The sequence below is a fragment of the Fictibacillus sp. WQ 8-8 genome, from assembly GCF_024494405.1.
GTDB lineage: Bacteria > Bacillota > Bacilli > Bacillales > Fictibacillaceae > Fictibacillus_C > Fictibacillus_C marinisediminis.
On sequence record NZ_JAMXKG010000012.1, the window covers coordinates 41,089 to 59,350 of the forward strand.

General features: G+C 41.8%; 12 protein-coding genes and 1 pseudogene. All 13 read right to left on the reverse strand.

The genetic code is table 11. The features are described 5' to 3' along the window. Positions 1–42: 42 nt before the first annotated feature. Positions 43–1,875: a sigma-54 interaction domain-containing protein gene (locus tag M1K46_RS20120; protein ID WP_256227448.1), complete on the reverse strand. Its 1,833-nt coding sequence runs from the start codon at positions 1,873–1,875 to the stop codon at positions 43–45. 273 nt (positions 1,876–2,148) lie between these two features. Then, entirely contained in the window at positions 2,149–3,954 is a 1,806-nt protein-coding gene (locus M1K46_RS20125) for an ABC transporter ATP-binding protein (RefSeq protein ID WP_256227449.1), read from the reverse strand. Positions 3,955–3,956: 2 nt separating this feature from the next. Next, a complete protein-coding gene (locus M1K46_RS20130) occupies positions 3,957–5,714 on the reverse strand; it encodes an ABC transporter ATP-binding protein (protein ID WP_256227450.1) in 1,758 nt (585 codons plus the stop codon). A 277-nt stretch (positions 5,715–5,991) separates the two neighbouring features. Then, positions 5,992–6,645 carry a YesL family protein gene (locus M1K46_RS20135; RefSeq protein WP_256227451.1) on the reverse strand — a complete coding sequence of 218 codons (654 nt, stop codon included), beginning with the start codon at positions 6,643–6,645 and terminating at the stop codon, positions 5,992–5,994. A 35-nt stretch (positions 6,646–6,680) separates the two neighbouring features. Then, positions 6,681–8,993, reverse strand: coding sequence for a glycogen debranching protein (locus M1K46_RS20140; RefSeq protein WP_256227452.1), 2,313 nt, complete (start codon positions 8,991–8,993; stop codon positions 6,681–6,683). 21 nt (positions 8,994–9,014) lie between these two features. Further along, complete coding sequence (locus M1K46_RS20145; protein WP_062232366.1) at positions 9,015–9,896, reverse strand: carbohydrate ABC transporter permease; 882 nt, start codon at positions 9,894–9,896, stop codon at positions 9,015–9,017. A gap of 5 nt (positions 9,897–9,901) precedes the next feature. Further along, on the reverse strand, positions 9,902–10,864 hold the full coding sequence (locus tag M1K46_RS20150) for a carbohydrate ABC transporter permease (RefSeq protein WP_256227453.1): 963 nt from the start codon (positions 10,862–10,864) through the stop codon (positions 9,902–9,904). Positions 10,865–10,938: 74 nt separating this feature from the next. Beyond that, a complete protein-coding gene (locus tag M1K46_RS20155) occupies positions 10,939–12,228 on the reverse strand; it encodes an ABC transporter substrate-binding protein (protein WP_256227454.1) in 1,290 nt (429 codons plus the stop codon). A gap of 151 nt (positions 12,229–12,379) precedes the next feature. Then, positions 12,380–13,393, reverse strand: a complete 1,014-nt coding sequence (locus M1K46_RS20160; RefSeq protein WP_256227455.1) for a LacI family DNA-binding transcriptional regulator — start codon at positions 13,391–13,393, stop codon at positions 12,380–12,382. Positions 13,394–13,478: 85 nt separating this feature from the next. Next, positions 13,479–15,407, reverse strand: a complete 1,929-nt coding sequence (locus tag M1K46_RS20165) for an alpha-galactosidase (protein ID WP_256227456.1) — start codon at positions 15,405–15,407, stop codon at positions 13,479–13,481. A gap of 267 nt (positions 15,408–15,674) precedes the next feature. Continuing rightward, positions 15,675–15,776, reverse strand: a pseudogene (locus tag M1K46_RS20170) (LLM class flavin-dependent oxidoreductase); the annotation flags it as partial. A 420-nt stretch (positions 15,777–16,196) separates the two neighbouring features. Continuing rightward, positions 16,197–16,970, reverse strand: coding sequence for an alpha/beta hydrolase (locus tag M1K46_RS20175; RefSeq protein WP_256227457.1), 774 nt, complete (start codon positions 16,968–16,970; stop codon positions 16,197–16,199). Positions 16,971–17,252: 282 nt separating this feature from the next. Beyond that, entirely contained in the window at positions 17,253–18,230 is a 978-nt protein-coding gene (locus M1K46_RS20180) for a 2-keto-3-deoxygluconate permease (protein ID WP_256227458.1), read from the reverse strand. Positions 18,231–18,262: the final 32 nt, after the last annotated feature.

Here is an 18,262-nt window from a genome sequence, read left to right on the forward strand (position 1 = left end):
AATTTTTGTCGCGTTTTACAACAAACGTTTCAAAATAAAACATCATAATCGGTATTCTTTCATTTTCCTCCAAAGAGTTGACCGGTCAATCCCAAGAGCATTTGCTGCCTCTGCTTTGCTCTCATATTTTTGAAGTGCTCCTTGAATTAACTCTTTTTCACTCTCTTTTATTGTGATTGCACTGCTCTCTATTGTTCTTGTGTTGTTCTTCCTAAGCTTAGGGTAAAAAAAGGAAGCATCTTCAGCCAAAATTTCTGTTCCTTTTTGCAGTAAAACAATTCGCTCCAAGACATTTCTTAATTCACGGATGTTACCCGGCCAGTGGTAATGCTGCAAAACAGAAATAAAATCTTCTTCAACTTTTACTATTTGCTTGCGATGCATTTCGTTGAATTGCTCAATAAAATGTCCGGTAAGTAAAGGGATATCCCCCAGTCTATTTCGTAAAGCTGGCAATTCAAGAGAAAGTACATTTAACCTATAATATAAATCTGTCCTAAATTCCTTCTTGGTAATTCCTTCTTCAATATTTGAATTTGTGGCTGCAATAATTCGAACATTAACAGGGATCGTTCGTTGTCCGCCAATTCTGCGTACAGACCTTTCCTGAAGAACACGCAAAAGGTGCGCCTGTATCTGCAAGGGCATTTCGCCAATTTCATCCAAAAACAGGGTCCCTCCATGTGCTAATTCGAAGAGTCCTTGTTTACCGCCTTTTCTTGCACCTGAAAAACTTCCTTCTTCATAGCCAAACAATTCACTCTCCAGGAGACTTTCAGGAAAGGCTGCACAATTAACAGCAACAAAAGGACCAATAGCACGGCTGCTTTCCAGATGGATCCCTTGAGCAAATAATTCCTTACCTGTTCCAGACTCTCCTGTAATTAGAACCGTTGCATCCGTTTTCGAAAAGATCTTTGCTTGTTCTTTGGCCTCACGGATCTCTTTTTCCTCTCCAATAATATCCTCGAGTCTATATTTAGCTTCTAATCCGTTATCATGCAACTTTTTCCTTAGTTTCATTTCCAGCCTTTGCAGGTCAGTGATTTCCTTAAAATTAGATACAGCTCCTACCACAGTATGGTTAAGAATGACTGGAAAACGATTAATAATAATTTGCCGATCGAGAATCTTAGCAACATCCCCTATTTCTTTCCTTCCAGTCTGAAGCACTCTAAGCATATCCGAGTGCGGAATAAATTCCGTTATGTACTTTCCAACGACTTCACCTTCAAGTCCTAAATACTTTTTTGCATTTTCATTGGTTAGAGTTATTTTCCCTTGGCGGTCTACCGCTATTAATCCATCATGAGCAGAATCGGCGATGGCTTGTACCTGGTATTTTTCTTTGAACATCTCTCTGGTGACACCCAAGAGATTTATTGCCTGTCTTATAGAGGAAAATACGGTATCCATTGATGGTTGAACATAATATAGGTTCTCTTTTGTTTGTTGGGCAATGGGCAGATGACTTTCCCAAGAAGGAACAAGGAATGAGGTGTTGGTCTTTGCATTCGCAAGATTAACTTGCTCCCTGCTCCAAATTTCCAATTTATTTTTTTGATTGGTATTTTCAGCATCCAGCCATTTTTTATCTTCATCAGAAACAATGATCAGCGGATTTTTGTTTATAAGCCCATGGACATTAATCGTTTTTTCGAAATCACTTAAATGTAAGGATAGGGGGACAATGGGAATTGAAAAAGAATGAACCTCGTTTACATAAATCGATGGGGTGAGAAGGACAAAAGGGTTCATTACATGATCCATGACCGTTTTTCTTGAGTGGAATGAGGATGATTGAATACCACTCTCCTTTAATATGTGCGTAATGAATTCCTCAAGCACCTTATCCACTTTGTATAATGCAATCATTGATCAACCTCTTTTCTTATAAGTTAGAATAAAAAAGGAGCGCTTATCCTTTTGCTAATTAATTTTAAATCTAGTGTAACATAGTTATTTTTCAACTTATCCATTTAATAGTAAGGTTTTCTAGTGTTTTACTCAGTAGCGTAAAAAAGACTAACACTATAAAAAAAGAGAATAACCTGCACTCTTCAAATAAAAATTATCCAACTTCAAAAAAGCCTATCCACATTTCTCAAAAATGAAAAGCCTTTCTCTAATCGTTATAGAGTCATATACTTACCCAACTTCAAGCCTTTTAAACTGTGAGAGGACCAGCCGGTAATATTCCATCTCGAGCTCCATCAGCTCCTCGTGGCTTCCTTGTTCAATAATGTTTCCGTGATCGAGCACGATGATGTTATCGGCCTCCCGTATGGTGGAAAGGCGGTGCGCAACGATGATGGCCGTCCTCCCTGCAAGAAGGGTCTTCAGTGCTTTTTGAATGTTGACTTCGGTTTCAGTATCGATACTCGCGGTCGCCTCATCTAGAATAAGGATGCGTGGATCCGCAAGCAGGGCTCGTGCAAAAGACAAGAGCTGCCGCTCACCTACAGACAGGACATTTCCCCGCTCTTCTACTTCCGTCTGGTAGCCATTCTTCAGCTTGTTGATAAATAAGTGAGCTCCTACCGCTTCAGCTGTTTTTTCTACTTCCTCATCCGTTGCGTCAGGCCGGCCAAACCGAATATTTTCCATAATGGTTCCTGAGAAGATGAAAGTATCTTGTAGAACAATACTCACTTTTTGGCGAAGACTATCAAGCTTCATGTCTTTAATATTAATATCGTCAATTTCAATGGTGCCCGCGGTCGCATCATAAAAGCGGCAGATTAGATTGGCAATGGTAGATTTTCCTGAACCGGTATGCCCGACTAAAGCAACGGTTTCTCCCGCTTTAATGATCAAATCGATGCCGTTTAGCGCTTTTCGTTTTCCATCGTAAGAAAACTCCACCTCCTTAAACGTGACCTTTCCTCTCACATCTTCCAGTTCCACAGGATTCGTAATCTCCGCAACATTTGGCCTTTCATCTAAGAATTCAAAAATCCGTTCTGAGGACGCCATACCGACAAGGAGCTGATTGTACACTTGGCCAATCCTTGAGATCGGCTCCCAGAACATACCGAGATAGAAGGCAAAAGATACGAACACCCCCATCTCAAGAGAGCCTTGCTGAATTAAATGCGACCCATACCAAATCAGAATGACGGTCCCAATGGCGTTCGATACATCAACAAAGGGACGGAACATGGCGTTTAGCCTTGTCGCCTGTTTCCAGCTCAAAAGGTTGTCGTTGTTTATCCCTTCAAAGAAGTTCATATTCTCCTGTTCTTGAGTGTACGACTGAGTCACCCTGATGCCTTGAATGCTTTCGTTCAGATGAGAGTTAATCTTGGCCTGCCGGGCACGGACCACCTGCCAGGAACGGCGGATTCGGCGGCGGATACTCGTTGAGATGATAAACATGAGCGGGACAACCACCATGATAGCCAATGCAAGCGGCGGACTGTAGACAAACATAAGTACAATGATTCCAATTAGCAAAATTAAATCCATTAGGACATTGATGACCCCGTTCGTAAACAGGTCCTGAAGCGAGTTAACATCATTAATCACCCGCACAAGTATAGAGCCTGCCGAACGCTGATCAAAGAAACGGTGGGACAGCCGCTGGATATGCTTAAACAAATGCTGTCGGATGTCACAGATAACGAGCTGCCCCAGTTCATTCATCCACCTGATTCGATACGTGTTGGCGACCCATGAAACGATATACATGGTGCCAATGGCCGCGATCAGTTCAATCAGCAATGGTGTGTTTTTATTTTTGATCGCATGGTCAAAAGTCAGAACTCCGATAAAAATAGGCACGACGAGCCGGATCCCTGTCGTAAGCAGCATGGCCGTCACCGCTTTTGGCAGCAGCGATTTTTTGTAAGGCCTCATATACTCGAAGAGCCGGAGCATGAGCCCCCAGTTAAACGGCTTGTCAATGGGCGGTTCGCTGGAATAAAAGAACCGTTCTTTTTTTCGTTTCACCATGTTCAATACCCCGCTGACACTCGTTTGGCTTCGAGTGCTTCTCTATCCTTATATTGAAATTCGTACGTACGTTTATATAGCCCTTCTTGCTGGATTAACTGTTCATGAGTTCCTCTTGCGGCAATCCTGCCGTTCTCAAGCACTAAAATCTCATCCGCATGTTTCAGGGAAGAAATGCGATGGGCGATAATAAAAGTCGTTCGGCCTTTCATGACTTCCTGGAAGGCCTGTTGAATCTTAAATTCCGTTTCCATATCCACAGCGCTCGTCGCATCATCTAAAAGGAGGATGCTCGGATTGATGAGAAGCGCTCGCGCGATGGAAATCCGCTGCTTTTGGCCACCGGAAAGACCAAGTCCTCTTTCTCCAAGCTGAGTTTCATACCGCTGAGGAAGCTCCATAATAAAATCATGTGCCTGTGCCATTATTGCTGCTGCGATAATGTTGTCCATGTCCGCATCCGGGTTACCATAGGCTATGTTATCTTTGATGGTTGAGGAGAATAAAAACGATTCTTGAAACACAACGCCAATATGCTGCCGGAGTTTATTGGGATCATATGTTGATATTGATTTACCGTCAATCAGAATCTCGCCATGCTGAGGGTCGTAAAATTTGGAGATTAGCTGGGTGAGTGTCGTCTTACCGGAACCAGTCGCTCCCATCAACCCAATAATCTGGCCCTTCTTCGCATGAAATGAAATGTCTTCAAGAGGAGGATTTTCTTCTGCTCCGTATCGGTGCGTAACCCCTTTAAATTCGATATCCCCTTCAATGTTTTCGATAGCTTCCGATTGATGGTTGAGCTCGCCAGGTTCATCCAGGAGCTCTACTAACCGTTCACCGGAAGCTTTTGATTGTGAGAAGGTATTAATGATAAATCCAAGCCCCATAATAGGTCCGATAATGTACCAGACTAAACTGAAAAAGGCGACAAGCTCTCCAGGCATGAGCTTTCCTTGAATGACAAGATAGCCGCCATACGATAAAAGAAAGACGACACAAAGATTGCCGATCAATTCCATGAGAGGAAAGTATTTTGCCCAGATGCCAGCGGTAAAGATTTGTTTATCTTTATAATTGTTGTTGGTAGCCATAAACTTACCAATCTCGAAATCTTCTCGGGATAGTGACTTTACCGTCTGCATCCCGCTGACATTTTCCTGGACCTTGGTGTTCAAGTTTCCCATTGACTTACGTATGGCTTGAAACGCAGGATGAACCGCTTTATCAAACCGATAGACCACAACTCCCAAAAATGGGAGTACGCCTAAGGTAACAAAAGCAAGCGGGACGGAGTAATAGAACATCACCATCAAGCTGAAACCAATGAGAAAGACAAAATTGATCAACTGTGCAAAGCCGAAAGAGAGGAAGAAACGAAATCCTTCAACATCTGCAGTGAGCCGGGACATAAGATCACCGGTTTTGGCATTATCGTAATAACCAAAAGGCAAGAACTGCAGTTTTTCATACAATGCTTTCCTCAGCCGGTAGACCGCACTGACACCGAATAGATCGCCAAGATACTGATTAATAAAGGTGAATCCGCCTTTGGCTGCCATCAGGACAACGAAGGCCAAGGCAAGCTTAGGGACATTTTCGTACTTTCCTTTCAAAATGACATCATCTATCGTATATTGAAGCACCATCGGATAGATGACAGTCATGCCCGTTAAGATAATGAGTGTTAGGACTGACCAGATGAAGTACCTTTTGTAGGGCCAATAAAATGCTTTCAATTTCCGGAATGTTTCCACAATCTCACCCGCCACTTTTTTATAAATTTTGAAAAGAGCCACAATATAGATATTATAATGCGGGTCCAAATAAATAACTAATATTTGGGATTTAATCCGAAATTCCTAGCTTCTCCTTCCTCTCAGTTTCTATTTCGCTTACTGCTGCAAGGGATTTTCCTAGGTCATTTCATGGATACTTAATAATTTAAACGCGTGACTTATGAAGCATTTTTACTTTAAATGAAAAAACCCTCATCCTAAACACCGATTGAGTGTAATGGAAGAGGGTTTTAAATTATTCGGTACCAATTGTCAGTGATCGGCCTTCTTGAACAGCGCCTTTAACATTGATTTTTGAAAAAACATTGTGAGTGACGAGTGTAATCCAAAACGCGAGGACACTGCCACTGAAGAATAACGAGAGGCCTTGGAAATTGTAGATAAACAGCAGGATGAAAAGTGCTCCGCACCAGAGCAGAAAGCTATGGAGCGGGAACATGACGGCAATCAGGAAGACGTTCTTTATATACTGCAATGGTTTGCATTGGTAATGAACATACACAGGGAAAAAATAAAGGTTGAACGTACCGAACAATACGACACACGCGAACCAAATGATCTTTGCATAAACCAAGGCTGTAGAAGTCTGGTTCATGTAAAACTTGTAATCTAGGACAAACAGCAGCAAAGCGGCCATAAGCACAAGACCGATCTTTTGAGACTTGAAGAGTTCTTTGCGATATGTCTGCCAAAACAAATGGAACAGTTTGATATCCGTGTTGCCTTGTACCCATTTTCTTGTCACGGTGTACATGGCGATGGTTGAAGGAAACAATCCAAAAAGAACAAACCCCGCCAACGTAAATGCCAGCCAAAGTATGTTCAAATAAGCAATCCTCATGACCCATTCACACATATGATAAAGTTTCCCAATGTATCCTTTTTCCACAACTGCCACTCCTTACTTTATATCGTCAGTGTCCATCATAGTCTCATGACACGTACCACATGCTTCTCTGCCTGCTGAATTTCAAACCGCTGCTGAGGATCAACAATGACTTCTTTGTCATCCAAGTATATGGATTGATTAGAATCCATCGGAAGATCTAAAAGAATTTTCCATCCTTTATTTTTCATTGCAATCTCATAAACCGTTTCTTTCTCATTTTGTGTAATGGAAATATCGCATTCGTTCTGTTTCTCTCCGAGCCCAATTTGTACATTCCTCACCGATAACGTATCCCAGCCTTGTGGAAGACGGGGCCTTATGGTCACTTCTCTCCAATACGCTCTCGGCTGAATGCCAAAGATATGAGTCAGCAGCGGCCATACTATGCCATAGGACGTCCATGCCTGTACGAAGCATCCGTAATCTGGAGACATTTCATGAATCGATCCAGGCAGTCTTTTATTGAATGTGCTTGCTATGAGATTAACAAACTTTAACGCTTCATCTATTCGGTCATACCGGCATTCCGCCACCGCCTGGACGCTTGTAGAGATCGTCATCATATGCGTACGGTACATACCTGATAGATATGTACCCCACGGTCCGGTGAATTCATTGGTTCCCATCCGGTCCAAGGCTTTGATCGCCTGTTCTCTTGGAGCAAGCCCTGTTTCCATCGGCGTATTGATCACCCAGTTTTTAAAAAGCCAAGGCTGCTGCACATTTCCATCTAGTTTTGACATCTTTTCTTTCATTTCTTGTAATTCTGCTGCAGCTTGATCGGAACCGCCTTCTCTCGCATTGTTGATGTACAAATCTATTTTTTCAAGAACCAGATCTGGTGTTGCCATCGCATCAGCGTAGAGACCTTCATCTTCCAGCCAAAAGTCACGGTTAATAATCTCGCCAAGCTGTTTACCTATTTGTTGATAATGAAGAGCTGTATCCTTTTCACCCATCAGCTCGGCCATCAATGCTCCTGTACGCAACGCTTCATACGTATAGACCGCTGTATCGATTAATTCAACGTTTAATCCTTCGATTTCAATGATTCCATATCCTTCCGGAAGCAGATCATGATCAGGATCCATCTCTTCAAACAGCCACTTAATGCCTTTTTTTACTGACGGATACATCATCTTTATGAAATCCCTATCACCCGTCCAAAGAAATGTTTCCCATACACATTTAATAAAATGCGGTGTTTCTTGGGTATTACCTTTATTTGCTACGGCTCCGCTCGTCAGGATCTCATGAACGATGCGGCCGTTCCCGTTTTCTGTTTCTGATACTTTTTGAAGGAGTGATAAGGTTTCTTGCGCTAATTCCAGGTTGCCAAGTGGAAGGTTACCCAGCAGAGCATAGCTGCTGTCACAACCGAACCACCACGAGTACTCTGGATGGCCGGCAGCCAGCCCTCGGCCTAATCCCTCGACTTCCATTGTCAGCCAATCCATATTAAACTTGTTCCAATTGAACACCTTTTCCAGCTGCTTATCAGGAATGGAGATAGCTGTTTTGCTGAGCATCTCGTTATAGCGTGTTTTCTTTGTTTCAAACAACTCTTTTGAATGTTCTTTCATGTTACTGAACGTTTTTAGTGCCGCTTCTGCCGATTGGTTGGATCCTGCTACAAAAAACGTTAAGGTAATTGTTTCACCTTGGCTGATTTCGAAAGACTCATAGGTTAGCTGACCCGAAATCCCTTGCCCAGCCGTATGCTCAGGACCAAAAAGAGAACGTTCTATTTTACTTTTAACGAGTGGCCTGTCGGAGCCGAACACAACATACCATGGGTTCAACGTATCGGATCCTATGAAGACATCGTTCTCTTCATCCAATTCACCGGCATCTTCTCCATCCTGTATTCCGATTTGATCGGAATACCAGACAGGGCTTAAGTCCGTTCTACCTAAGAAAGAAGCTTGAAATACCCGCCTTTTGTCTGATTGATTCGTAACTTCATAGGTGACGACCGCACCTTCTGTTTGATCCGGACAAAACTGCCTTCTGATGACTGTCAGTTCACGTTCCTTAATCATATATTCATGCTCATTGTAAAAAGGATAGTTATGAAAGACGTCTGCTTCCTCGAGCCAGAACCCATGAGTTGAGTCCGTTTCTTGGAGATGCAGCCAGTATCCGTCCAATAGTTTGATCGGATGCGTCCACACACCTCCCATTTCATCCTTAACGTGATGCCCAAAATCGGGAAACAACCCACTTTGTGCTCCCACTATATAGCTTCGGTCGCCGGCACAAATGTACAGATCCGACAACATTTCTTTTTTTCTTTCGATAAAATCATTTACTGCAGGATCATTCAATTGCTGTTCCTTAATAGTCATATTGCTTCCCCCTTGCCGTAGTTAGCCCTTTACTCCGCCAGACAGCGAGATGCCTTCAATAAAATATTTCTGTCCTACAAAGAAAAGAATAAGTGATGGCAGCATTGTAACAACGGATGCGGCCATTAAATAGTTCCATTGAACATCATTCTGGCTTTTAAAGAAATTGATTCCCAAAGCTAGTGTATAAAGGTCGGGCTTGCTTAAATAAAGCAGCGGGCCCATAAAATCATTCCATGCCCCGTTAAACTGAAAAATGGCTACCGTTATCAGCGCTGGCATGGTTAAAGGCACAATGATTTTCCATAGGATACCGAGCGTTCCAAGGCCATCAATTTTTGCTGCGTCTTCTAGCTCTGTTGGGATAGACATATAGAATTGCCGCAAAAGAAAGATAAAAAAGGCATTTCCAAAGAAAGCGGGAACAATTAGAGGCAGAAATGTATTAATCCAACCTAAACTCTTAAATAAGTAAAAGACGGGAATCATCGTTACAGCGGTCGGCAGCATCATTGTAGCGAGCATGACCAAGAAAAGGACATTCTTGCCTTTTGCACGGAACCGCGCAAAACCATAAGCGACAACCGTACAGGAAAGCAGCGTGCCAATGATCGTGCTCACTGTAATGATCACTGTATTTCCGAGCCATTTTCCAAATGGAAGAGACTGAAACGTCGTCACATAGTTATCCCACCGGATTGGATCCGGAAGCCATTTCGGAGGAAACGAAAAGACCTGCCAAGATTCCTTTAAGGAGGCAGAGACCATCCAGAAAAACGGAATGAGCATCACGATGGCTCCTAATATGAGTAACGAATAAACAATGAGCTGTCCGATGATCTTTGATGCTTTCAATTTTTTCTTATCATGGTTCTTTGCTTTATGAATTACTGAAGTTGACATCGCCGTTACCTCTTTTCTCCTTCATAATGCACCCATAAGGCGGAAGATCGAAAGACGAGCAGGGTAAAAATGAAGATGATGATAAATAAAATCCAAGCAAGGGCAGAAGCATAGCCCATATCAAATTCTTCAAATGCTTTTCGGAATAAATAGTAGTTAAAGAACAAGGTGGAGTTTAAAGGTCCTCCCTTGGTCATCACATATGCCTCGCCAAAGGTTTGCAGCGCACCAATAATACCGGTAATTAAGTTAAAAAAGATGGTCGGAGTGAGCATCGGAACCGTAATATGCATGAACTTTTGAAACTTGCTTGCTCCATCAAGGTCAGCAGCTTCATATAAATAATCAGGTATGCCATTGAGACCAGCGAGCCAGATTATGATACCGCCGCCTACACCCCATAAACTCATGATGACAATAGACAACAACGCCCACTTAGGGTCAAAGATCCAGCCAGGCCCCTTGATTCCAAAATAACCAAGGACGGTATTTAAAAGTCCAATCTGGGGATTAAAAATGTACATCCAAAGAACCATAACTGATACTCCACTTACGACCGCAGGGAGGTAATAGATCGTTCTAAAGATGCTCATCCCCCGTACAGCCTGATTCAGCAACATTGCCACCCCAAGTGAAACAATCAGGCCAATAGGAACGGAGAACAATGAATAAATCATGGTTACTTTGAGTGCCTGCCAGAATAAAGGATCGCCTGTAAAGGCTTTTACATAATTATCGAGGCCTGTCCATTTGGCAGGCGTCAATAGATCCCAGTCTGTAAAGCTGATATATAGAGAAGCAATCATCGGACCCAAAATGAAAAAAAGAAAACCGAGCAGCCAAGGAGAAATGAGTAAATAAAAGGTGAGTCCTTCTTTTCTCTCTGAATTCAGCCATCTTTTTTTCGTTTTTGCCTGATAGATCAGCGGACGTTCAGTAACAGTATTCAAATTAGATTCTCTATGCATGATTTCACCTCTCATCTACTGATTAAGGTGAGTCTGTCATTGACCCACCTCAATCTATTGATTCCATAATCCTCTTATTTTTGTGCTTTACCTAACTCTTCATCAGAATTTTTAGCCGCCTGATCCAACTCTTTATCAATGTTCATTTTTTTGCCAAGCATGAATCGTTCCATCAAGTTAGCTACTTCCTTGCTGCCAGTCGCTTGATAGTAAGGACTGATTCTTTCAGGGAACATTTGAACATTTTGAATCCCATCTACAAACGGTTTAAAGTCCTTGTCTGTTGTTTGACCTTTTTCTTCAGCTACTTTCTTAACAGCTGTAAAAGCATGGTCGGCAAATACTTTACCGCCTTCAGCACCTGTAAGGTACTTTAAGTAATCCCATGCTGCTTTTTTGTGTTCAGACTGAGAATACAATCCATAGCCTGCATAAAAGATACTGTTTACTTCACCCTTAGGTCCTTTAGGTACATCCACAGTTCCGAATTTCAAATCTGGATTTTTTCGATAGTCCATGATCGGCCATCGTCCACCTAGGGCCATCGCGGTTTTTTGAGCTCCAAAAAGATCTACACCTTTAAATGCTTCCGAATCAGAGGTCGTAGGTACGATCTTGTCTTTAAAGTACATATCATGGTAGAAGTTCAGCGCGTCTTTTGAACCGTCGCTGTTTAAATATCCTTCAAACTTCTTTCCGTCATTGCTGATAAAGCTGCCACCATATCCGTATAGAAGCGGAATTAGGAAGCGCTGTTCAGCTCCGCCCATCTCCGTTCCCCAATGAACAATGTTGCCATTTTCCTTTTTGGTTAATTTCTTAGCTGTGGCGTAAAAATCATCCCACGTCCATCCTTTTTTGGGATAAGGAATCTTGGCTTCATCAAACATTTTCTTGTTGTAGTAAACGGCAAGCGTGCTGTAATCCTTTGGAAGCGTATACAGTTCACCGTCAATCTTTCCTACATCTAAAACGTTTTGGTAATAATCGTCATAATTAATCCCGTTTTTTCCTTTGGCATAGTCGGAGAGATTTTCAAAAGCGCCTTTTTCCATATAAAGCCTGATGTCGCCATCACCAACTTGAAAGATATCAGGAGCGTCTCCGCCTGCAATCTGCGTCAGAAGCTTCGTACCGTACTGATCAGGGACCGATTCAATTTCAATTTTCACATTCGGATGTTTCTTCATATAGGAATCGGCGACTTTTTGCTGCAAGGCCTGGCCTTCTCCGCCTTCCCATGTTCCAACTCTCAGGGTGATCTGATCGCCTTTGGCATCCGTACTGGTGTCCTTGCTGCACCCAGTTAACATTAGTCCTGCCGCTAGAGACATGGTTAAAAGCATCTTTCCGGCTTTTTTCATTTTGTTGTTCCCCCTTCAATCCATTTTTATATTGTTAGTGGTTAAACCACGGACAACCGGAAAACCCAAAACGTTTCGGGTTTATGCGTTAGTATAATATGTATAGTTGTCTCGAAAACGTTTCGGATTTTTAGAAGAGACTGCCCCTCATTTAAAGGATGGATGCAGTTGATTCTCTTATAACTAGTTTGCTGTTTAGAACTCTTTGATGAGGCTCCACTTGGTTCTCCAGTATACTGATTAGCATTTCAGCTGCTTGATAGCCCATCTGGTATTTATCTTGAGAGATTGTAGTTAGAGCAGGAGTAACATAGGATGCCAAAACAATATCGTCATAGCCGATAATGGATAGTTCATCCGGCATCTGAAGATTTAATTTTTTTGCCGCCCTTATGACTCCCAAAGCCATTAAATCACTTGCACAAAATATTGCTGTGATCTCCGGATGGTTCTGAAGCATCTGCAACGCCTTTTCTTCGGCTATAACTTCTGAAAAAGCCCCATTGGCAATCCATTCGCTCCGAACGATGATTTCATTCTCAAGCAGAGCCTGCGAGTATCCTTCTAATCGATTCTTGCTGACAAAAGCAAAATCGTGTCCGTTCATGAACCCAATGTTCTTATGGCCTAACTCAATTAAATATTCAACAGCGGTCTTTGCTCCAAGAACACTATCAGTTGTAATAAAGCCGACTTTGTCTGAACGGATGGGAATATCAATGAGTACACATGGGATATCGCTTGTTACAACTTCTTTAAGATAAGTGTCATTGGTTTTTATTCCGGAAATAATCACCCCGTCTACTCTTCTTTCCCTGCAAACTTGAGCATACGTTTTTACTTTCTGTTTGGCGGAACTGGTACTGAACAGCACTAAATCATAGTCATGCTGTCCCGAACAATCATTGATTCCGCAAAGGACTTCATAAGTAAAGTTATCCTTTACCCCCTCCCTGAACATTTCAGAGACGAGAAGTCCGATTGTTCTTGTTTTCTTCATTACTAGGCTGCGGGCAATGGAGTTCGGACTGTAGTTCAAATCTCTGGCCGCTTGCTTAACTCTTTGTTTTGTTTTTTCACTGACATCGTAATAATCATTAAGCGCGCGGGAAACTGTTGTAATGGAAAGTCCGACCCTTTTGGCAATGTCTTTTATCGTGGTCAAGTTCCATTTCCTCCAAAACGTTTTGGTAATGCTACAAAAATTATAAAGCAATATTGAAAGCGTTATCAATATTTATTTTTAATTTTCAGAAATTTTTAATCGCTTGAATCATGAAGACAGATGATTCACTCTTACCGTGTTTCGATACAGTCATTCCCTTTTGAAGAAGTTGTTCCCCGCTCCGTATGATCGAATGTCCACTATCCATATCCGTAACGATGTATTCTGACATTGAGTTAAGCCCTTTGCATTTTAACTTTATTTCTTCCTGTTGCTCATCGATTGAAAAATAGAAGACGAGACTCCTATCCTCATCCGACAATACATATTGAAAGCCACCATAACTTATCTTATTATCATTTTCATCACGGTTGCATTGTTCATTTAAACGATATAGGTCCCCGTTCTGCACAAAGGGAAATACCTTTTCCTTATAAAACTTGATGTTTTTTTTCACTTCCTGCCTTACTCGTTCTTTCCATTCTGGCAATGGATGAGAGAGACCCAAACGATGAATCATAGCTGTCCTCATATGAAATGCTATCTCTTTTTCCGTACACTCATTCAGCCTCAGTGGCGGAAAAGCATAATCACCGTTCATATTCGGTTTGGATTGAGACCAGACAAAATGCAAACAAGCAGAAGGGGGCAATAACAAGCTTGAAGCCCAAAATACCTGAAGCTGGTGGAGCAAATAGTCAGGGTCACTTAAAAAATTCACATGATTATGCTTCATGATTCCCAAATCTGTCCGCAAGCCCCCGGATGAACAATTTTCTAAAATAACATAAGGATGCTTTTTTCGAATCATATCCAATACTCTGTAGTAGCCAAGGTAATGCTCAAACAGTCCATCTCCAGCGCCATGTCCATGATCTGTACGGCTGCATCCTGCGTGAGGATCAAGATTAAAGTCTAATTTGAGCCAATCACACTGATAGTCGATAATTAAACGGTCCAAGACTAAAAGGGCCCAATCTTGTGCTTCCACATTTCCGAAACAAATGTAACCAAGAGGCTCTCCGTCTCGTTTAGCAATAAAATCTTCACGTCTGGAGCCGATTGCTGCCTTTTTCCCCAGTCCTTCAATTTCACACCAGAAACCGAACTTCATGTTTCTTTCATGGACTTCATCACTTAACGCTTTTATCCCTGAAGAAAAACGATCTGTGTTTACCTTATCCCAATCACCCCGCCAATCAAACCATTCTGAGTGGCCATCCGGCGGACCAAACCATCCGGCATCCAATGTGCAGACATCGATTCCAAGAGATTGTGCAATAGCAGCATTCTCTTTAAAGATGTTCTCATTGATTTCACTGTCTTCATAGGTCCACCAATGATTCCATTCCACTAGAGGATTATCTAATTCTTTGTTGGCAGGAATCCAAAACTCCCTTGCCCAGCGGTTAAATCGAACAGCCATCTCATTCATGTCGTGGCAGTCTGATTCAATAGTAAGGATACGAACACTTTCCATATCTTCCTCTGGAAACAACTCTTTGTAAAACTCCCAATCTGAAAGTCCTCCACTGAGATGGACACCTTTCGTGCTGGGCTGAAAACGCAGCACCCAGTTTCCGGACCAGGCGACCGTAACCATTCGAACACTGCTTTCAGTATTCAAAAAAACAAAGGGATGAACGGACGCTGAAGACCGGCCCAACCGATTCTCCAGAATTACTTCTTCATTTATTATTGTTTTAAAAGGCTGATATTCATTTCCCCAACCACTCTTGAAGCAGGTTAGTTCAGAAGCTGTTTGAATCCATTCATTAATACTGTCTACCCTATCAATTCTTAATATCTCCTTTGAGATATTCTTAACGGTATTCCAAAGTTCCTGTACCCCAGAGCCGGTGTATAATTTCTTGAAGTACTCCACTCTGAAGTGCTGAGATTCATACGTAAATGAACGTAAAATAAACGTTTTTTCATGACATTCTTTTTGTTCTACAAACTTTAAATCCTCTAAATGATACTGCTGTCCATCACACGTTACAGAAAAGCCCATCTCTTCATTCCTTTCTTTTCAAATGCAGAAAACTATGTAACATTTTTCTACAAAACTAATAATTCACCACTTATTAAGGATTCCCTTGTGAAAAATACAAATAAAAGGCCTGACTCTCACTCCTACGTCACTTTGAGAGTCATTAAGTTACAGATTTGGAATGATTGTAAGTACACACTTTCGCGTTCCATGGGCATTTTTTATACCGATCAGCCTTTAAGAAAATAGAGGAATTGGATAAGAACGAAAAAACAAAGTGGTTCACCTCATGGTTTTGTATATATTCAGCAATTCAATCAAAAAATTTCGACCTGCCAAATATCCAAACCGAATCGTTGTCGGCCTTTCATTCGGGTCTTCCGAGAGCTCGGTTTGTCTTTTACTACTACCTCGTCGTGTCGAAAAAAACAAGATCAGAAGTATGCTGAAGAAAGAGCTTGAGAACTAAAATCAAAAAGCAGTGATTCCCGATGGTGGGATCACTGCTTTATTAATCTATGGTGTTACCTGCTTTTTGCTGAGTACTTCTTCAGCCGAGGATGAATTGAACATTTCCCGGTCTTTTGCTAGTTTTTCGATGATTTCTTCTTCCAACATGATTTTTTGTGGAGTCAAAAGGTTGACCGCTACTCCAGCAATGAAGGTCCAATACCGTGCTCATGCCCAACAAGTCGCCTAACGAAAAACCTTGTCTAACTTTAAAGGGTCTCTTCAATCGTTACTGCTCCCAATCTTATGAACTACCAGAATAACTGATGGCTATAGCTACATCTTTGGATGTAAATATGGTTATAAGTGTTTATGAAACCATTTGACTACATTTGGATAGATTTTTTCAGTAAACAAATGTTCTTCCTGGTCATACACCAACAAACTTTTCTCTTGGATTGGTATGGAGTTAACTAGATCATAGCTATTTTCTACAGGAACTGCTTGATCCTGTTTACCATGTATGATGAGAAAAGGTTGAGTTATTTGGGATGCTGCGGCCTGAATGTCATATTGAACAAGATCGAGGGCAAAGATAGGGAAGAGTGAAAATTTTTTCCCATAAAAATTCTCGATTACTTCACCTTGTATAGACTTCTCCCAGAGAGTAGGTCCAATAATCGTTTGTCTAAAATTCTGTTCTAAATAAGAAACAGGAGCCAGGGCACAAGCGGCTTTAATTCGTGTATCTATGGAGGCCAAATACGTTACCAAGGCACCTCCTAGACTATGTCCGATGACCCCAAGTCTTTTCGGGTCCACTTGTTCTATCTGACTGGTCCAATTTACCACCGTTCGCACATCTTCTAGCCAACCAGAAAAAGTCGTATCTTGTGCAAATTCTCCTTGGCTTTCCCCAGAACCGATAAAATCAAAGCGAACAACGATATATCCTTCGTTGGATAGATGGCGTGCTATCTTAACACCCATGCGATTTCCACCGATCTTGTCCCCAGTAAATCCGTGTGCAAACAACAGGACAGGAGCAGTTTGGTTCGAGTCCTTGGTTGGTAAGTGAACCATTACTGACATTTTTTTGTTATCCCGACCATCGATCCAAAAGTGTTGTTCCATAATCGCCCTCCAACCATGTTTATGTAGTTATTATACTATCTCTTTCATTCTATTGGGGTAGCGTCAGGAAATACGGATTTACAACGTTAAGAGTTTTTTGATTATTAAAGCCCGATTTTACTCTAAAAAATAGCGAATACAAAGAAAGGTAACTTGCGTCACATTCCGTTGTGTTCAGCACAAAATGATCGGTATCAAAGTAGATTAACAATGATCAGCATACATTGATGGATAGGGAAGTAAAGAACCTGCTTAGAACTGCCAAGGTCTGTTTTGGCTTAATTAGCTTATGCTATTCACGGCCTCAACTTCTGGATTAAGTTCTTTCGCCTTTTTCTTTTGATTACGCTTATACACCAACGTTGTTAGTATAGGAGTTAACAAAGCAGTGATTATTACTGAAGCAGCCACTTGCAGAGTTGCAATCGGGGCTATAGCCGCGAAAGTCGGGTCAGCCATTGCAATCGCTTTCGGAGTAGCCGCCGCATTACCCGCTGTCGTTGATGCCGCAGCACCGGCAAGTCCAGTACCACCAGTTAATCTATCGACTATGATACACACAACACCTGTGATCACTACAGTTGCAAACCCAAGAATAACCCCTGTCCAACCTGCAGAAACCACCGATTTCAAGTTAATATTGTTGCCTAACCCGAAGGCGAAAAACGGAACCAATATTTCTCCATGCTTCGCGCAAAAATTACGGATGTCTTTATCTAAATTCCCCAAGATGGCTCCCAAAGCGATAGGAATGATAACAGAAACCATTGCCATATATGGAATATTAGCTAAACCAGAGCCTGATAATATTAACATCGTAAGAAAAGGTCCTGTTTCAATACTTTGTACCACGTAAGAACCGGAATCGCTTTCATCACCTAAGCTACTGGTTAATGCAATAAACATACCGCCATTTGTATCGTTCATAGCTGCAAGAATCGCCAAGGCCGATAATCCCCAAAGGTCACCGCCAAAGAACTTAGCTACGCATATCGCAATTAGAGAAGCAATACCCACTTTTGCAAACAGAATGGAAAATCCTCTTTTCAGCATTACAGGAGCAGCTTTTAAAGTCATCTTGGTTCCTACGCAAAAAAGGTATGCAGCGATAAGCGTAGGAAACCCTTGTGAACCCAAAGCTTCGGTAAAACCTCCGATTTTAATGATTTGGGGAAAAAAGGTATTGATAATTGCACCGAGAATCAATGGGACGACCATCATACCGCCAGGTATTTTCTGAACGCGTTCTAAAATTTTCATTTTAATGTCCTCCTATTAATCGAAAATTAATA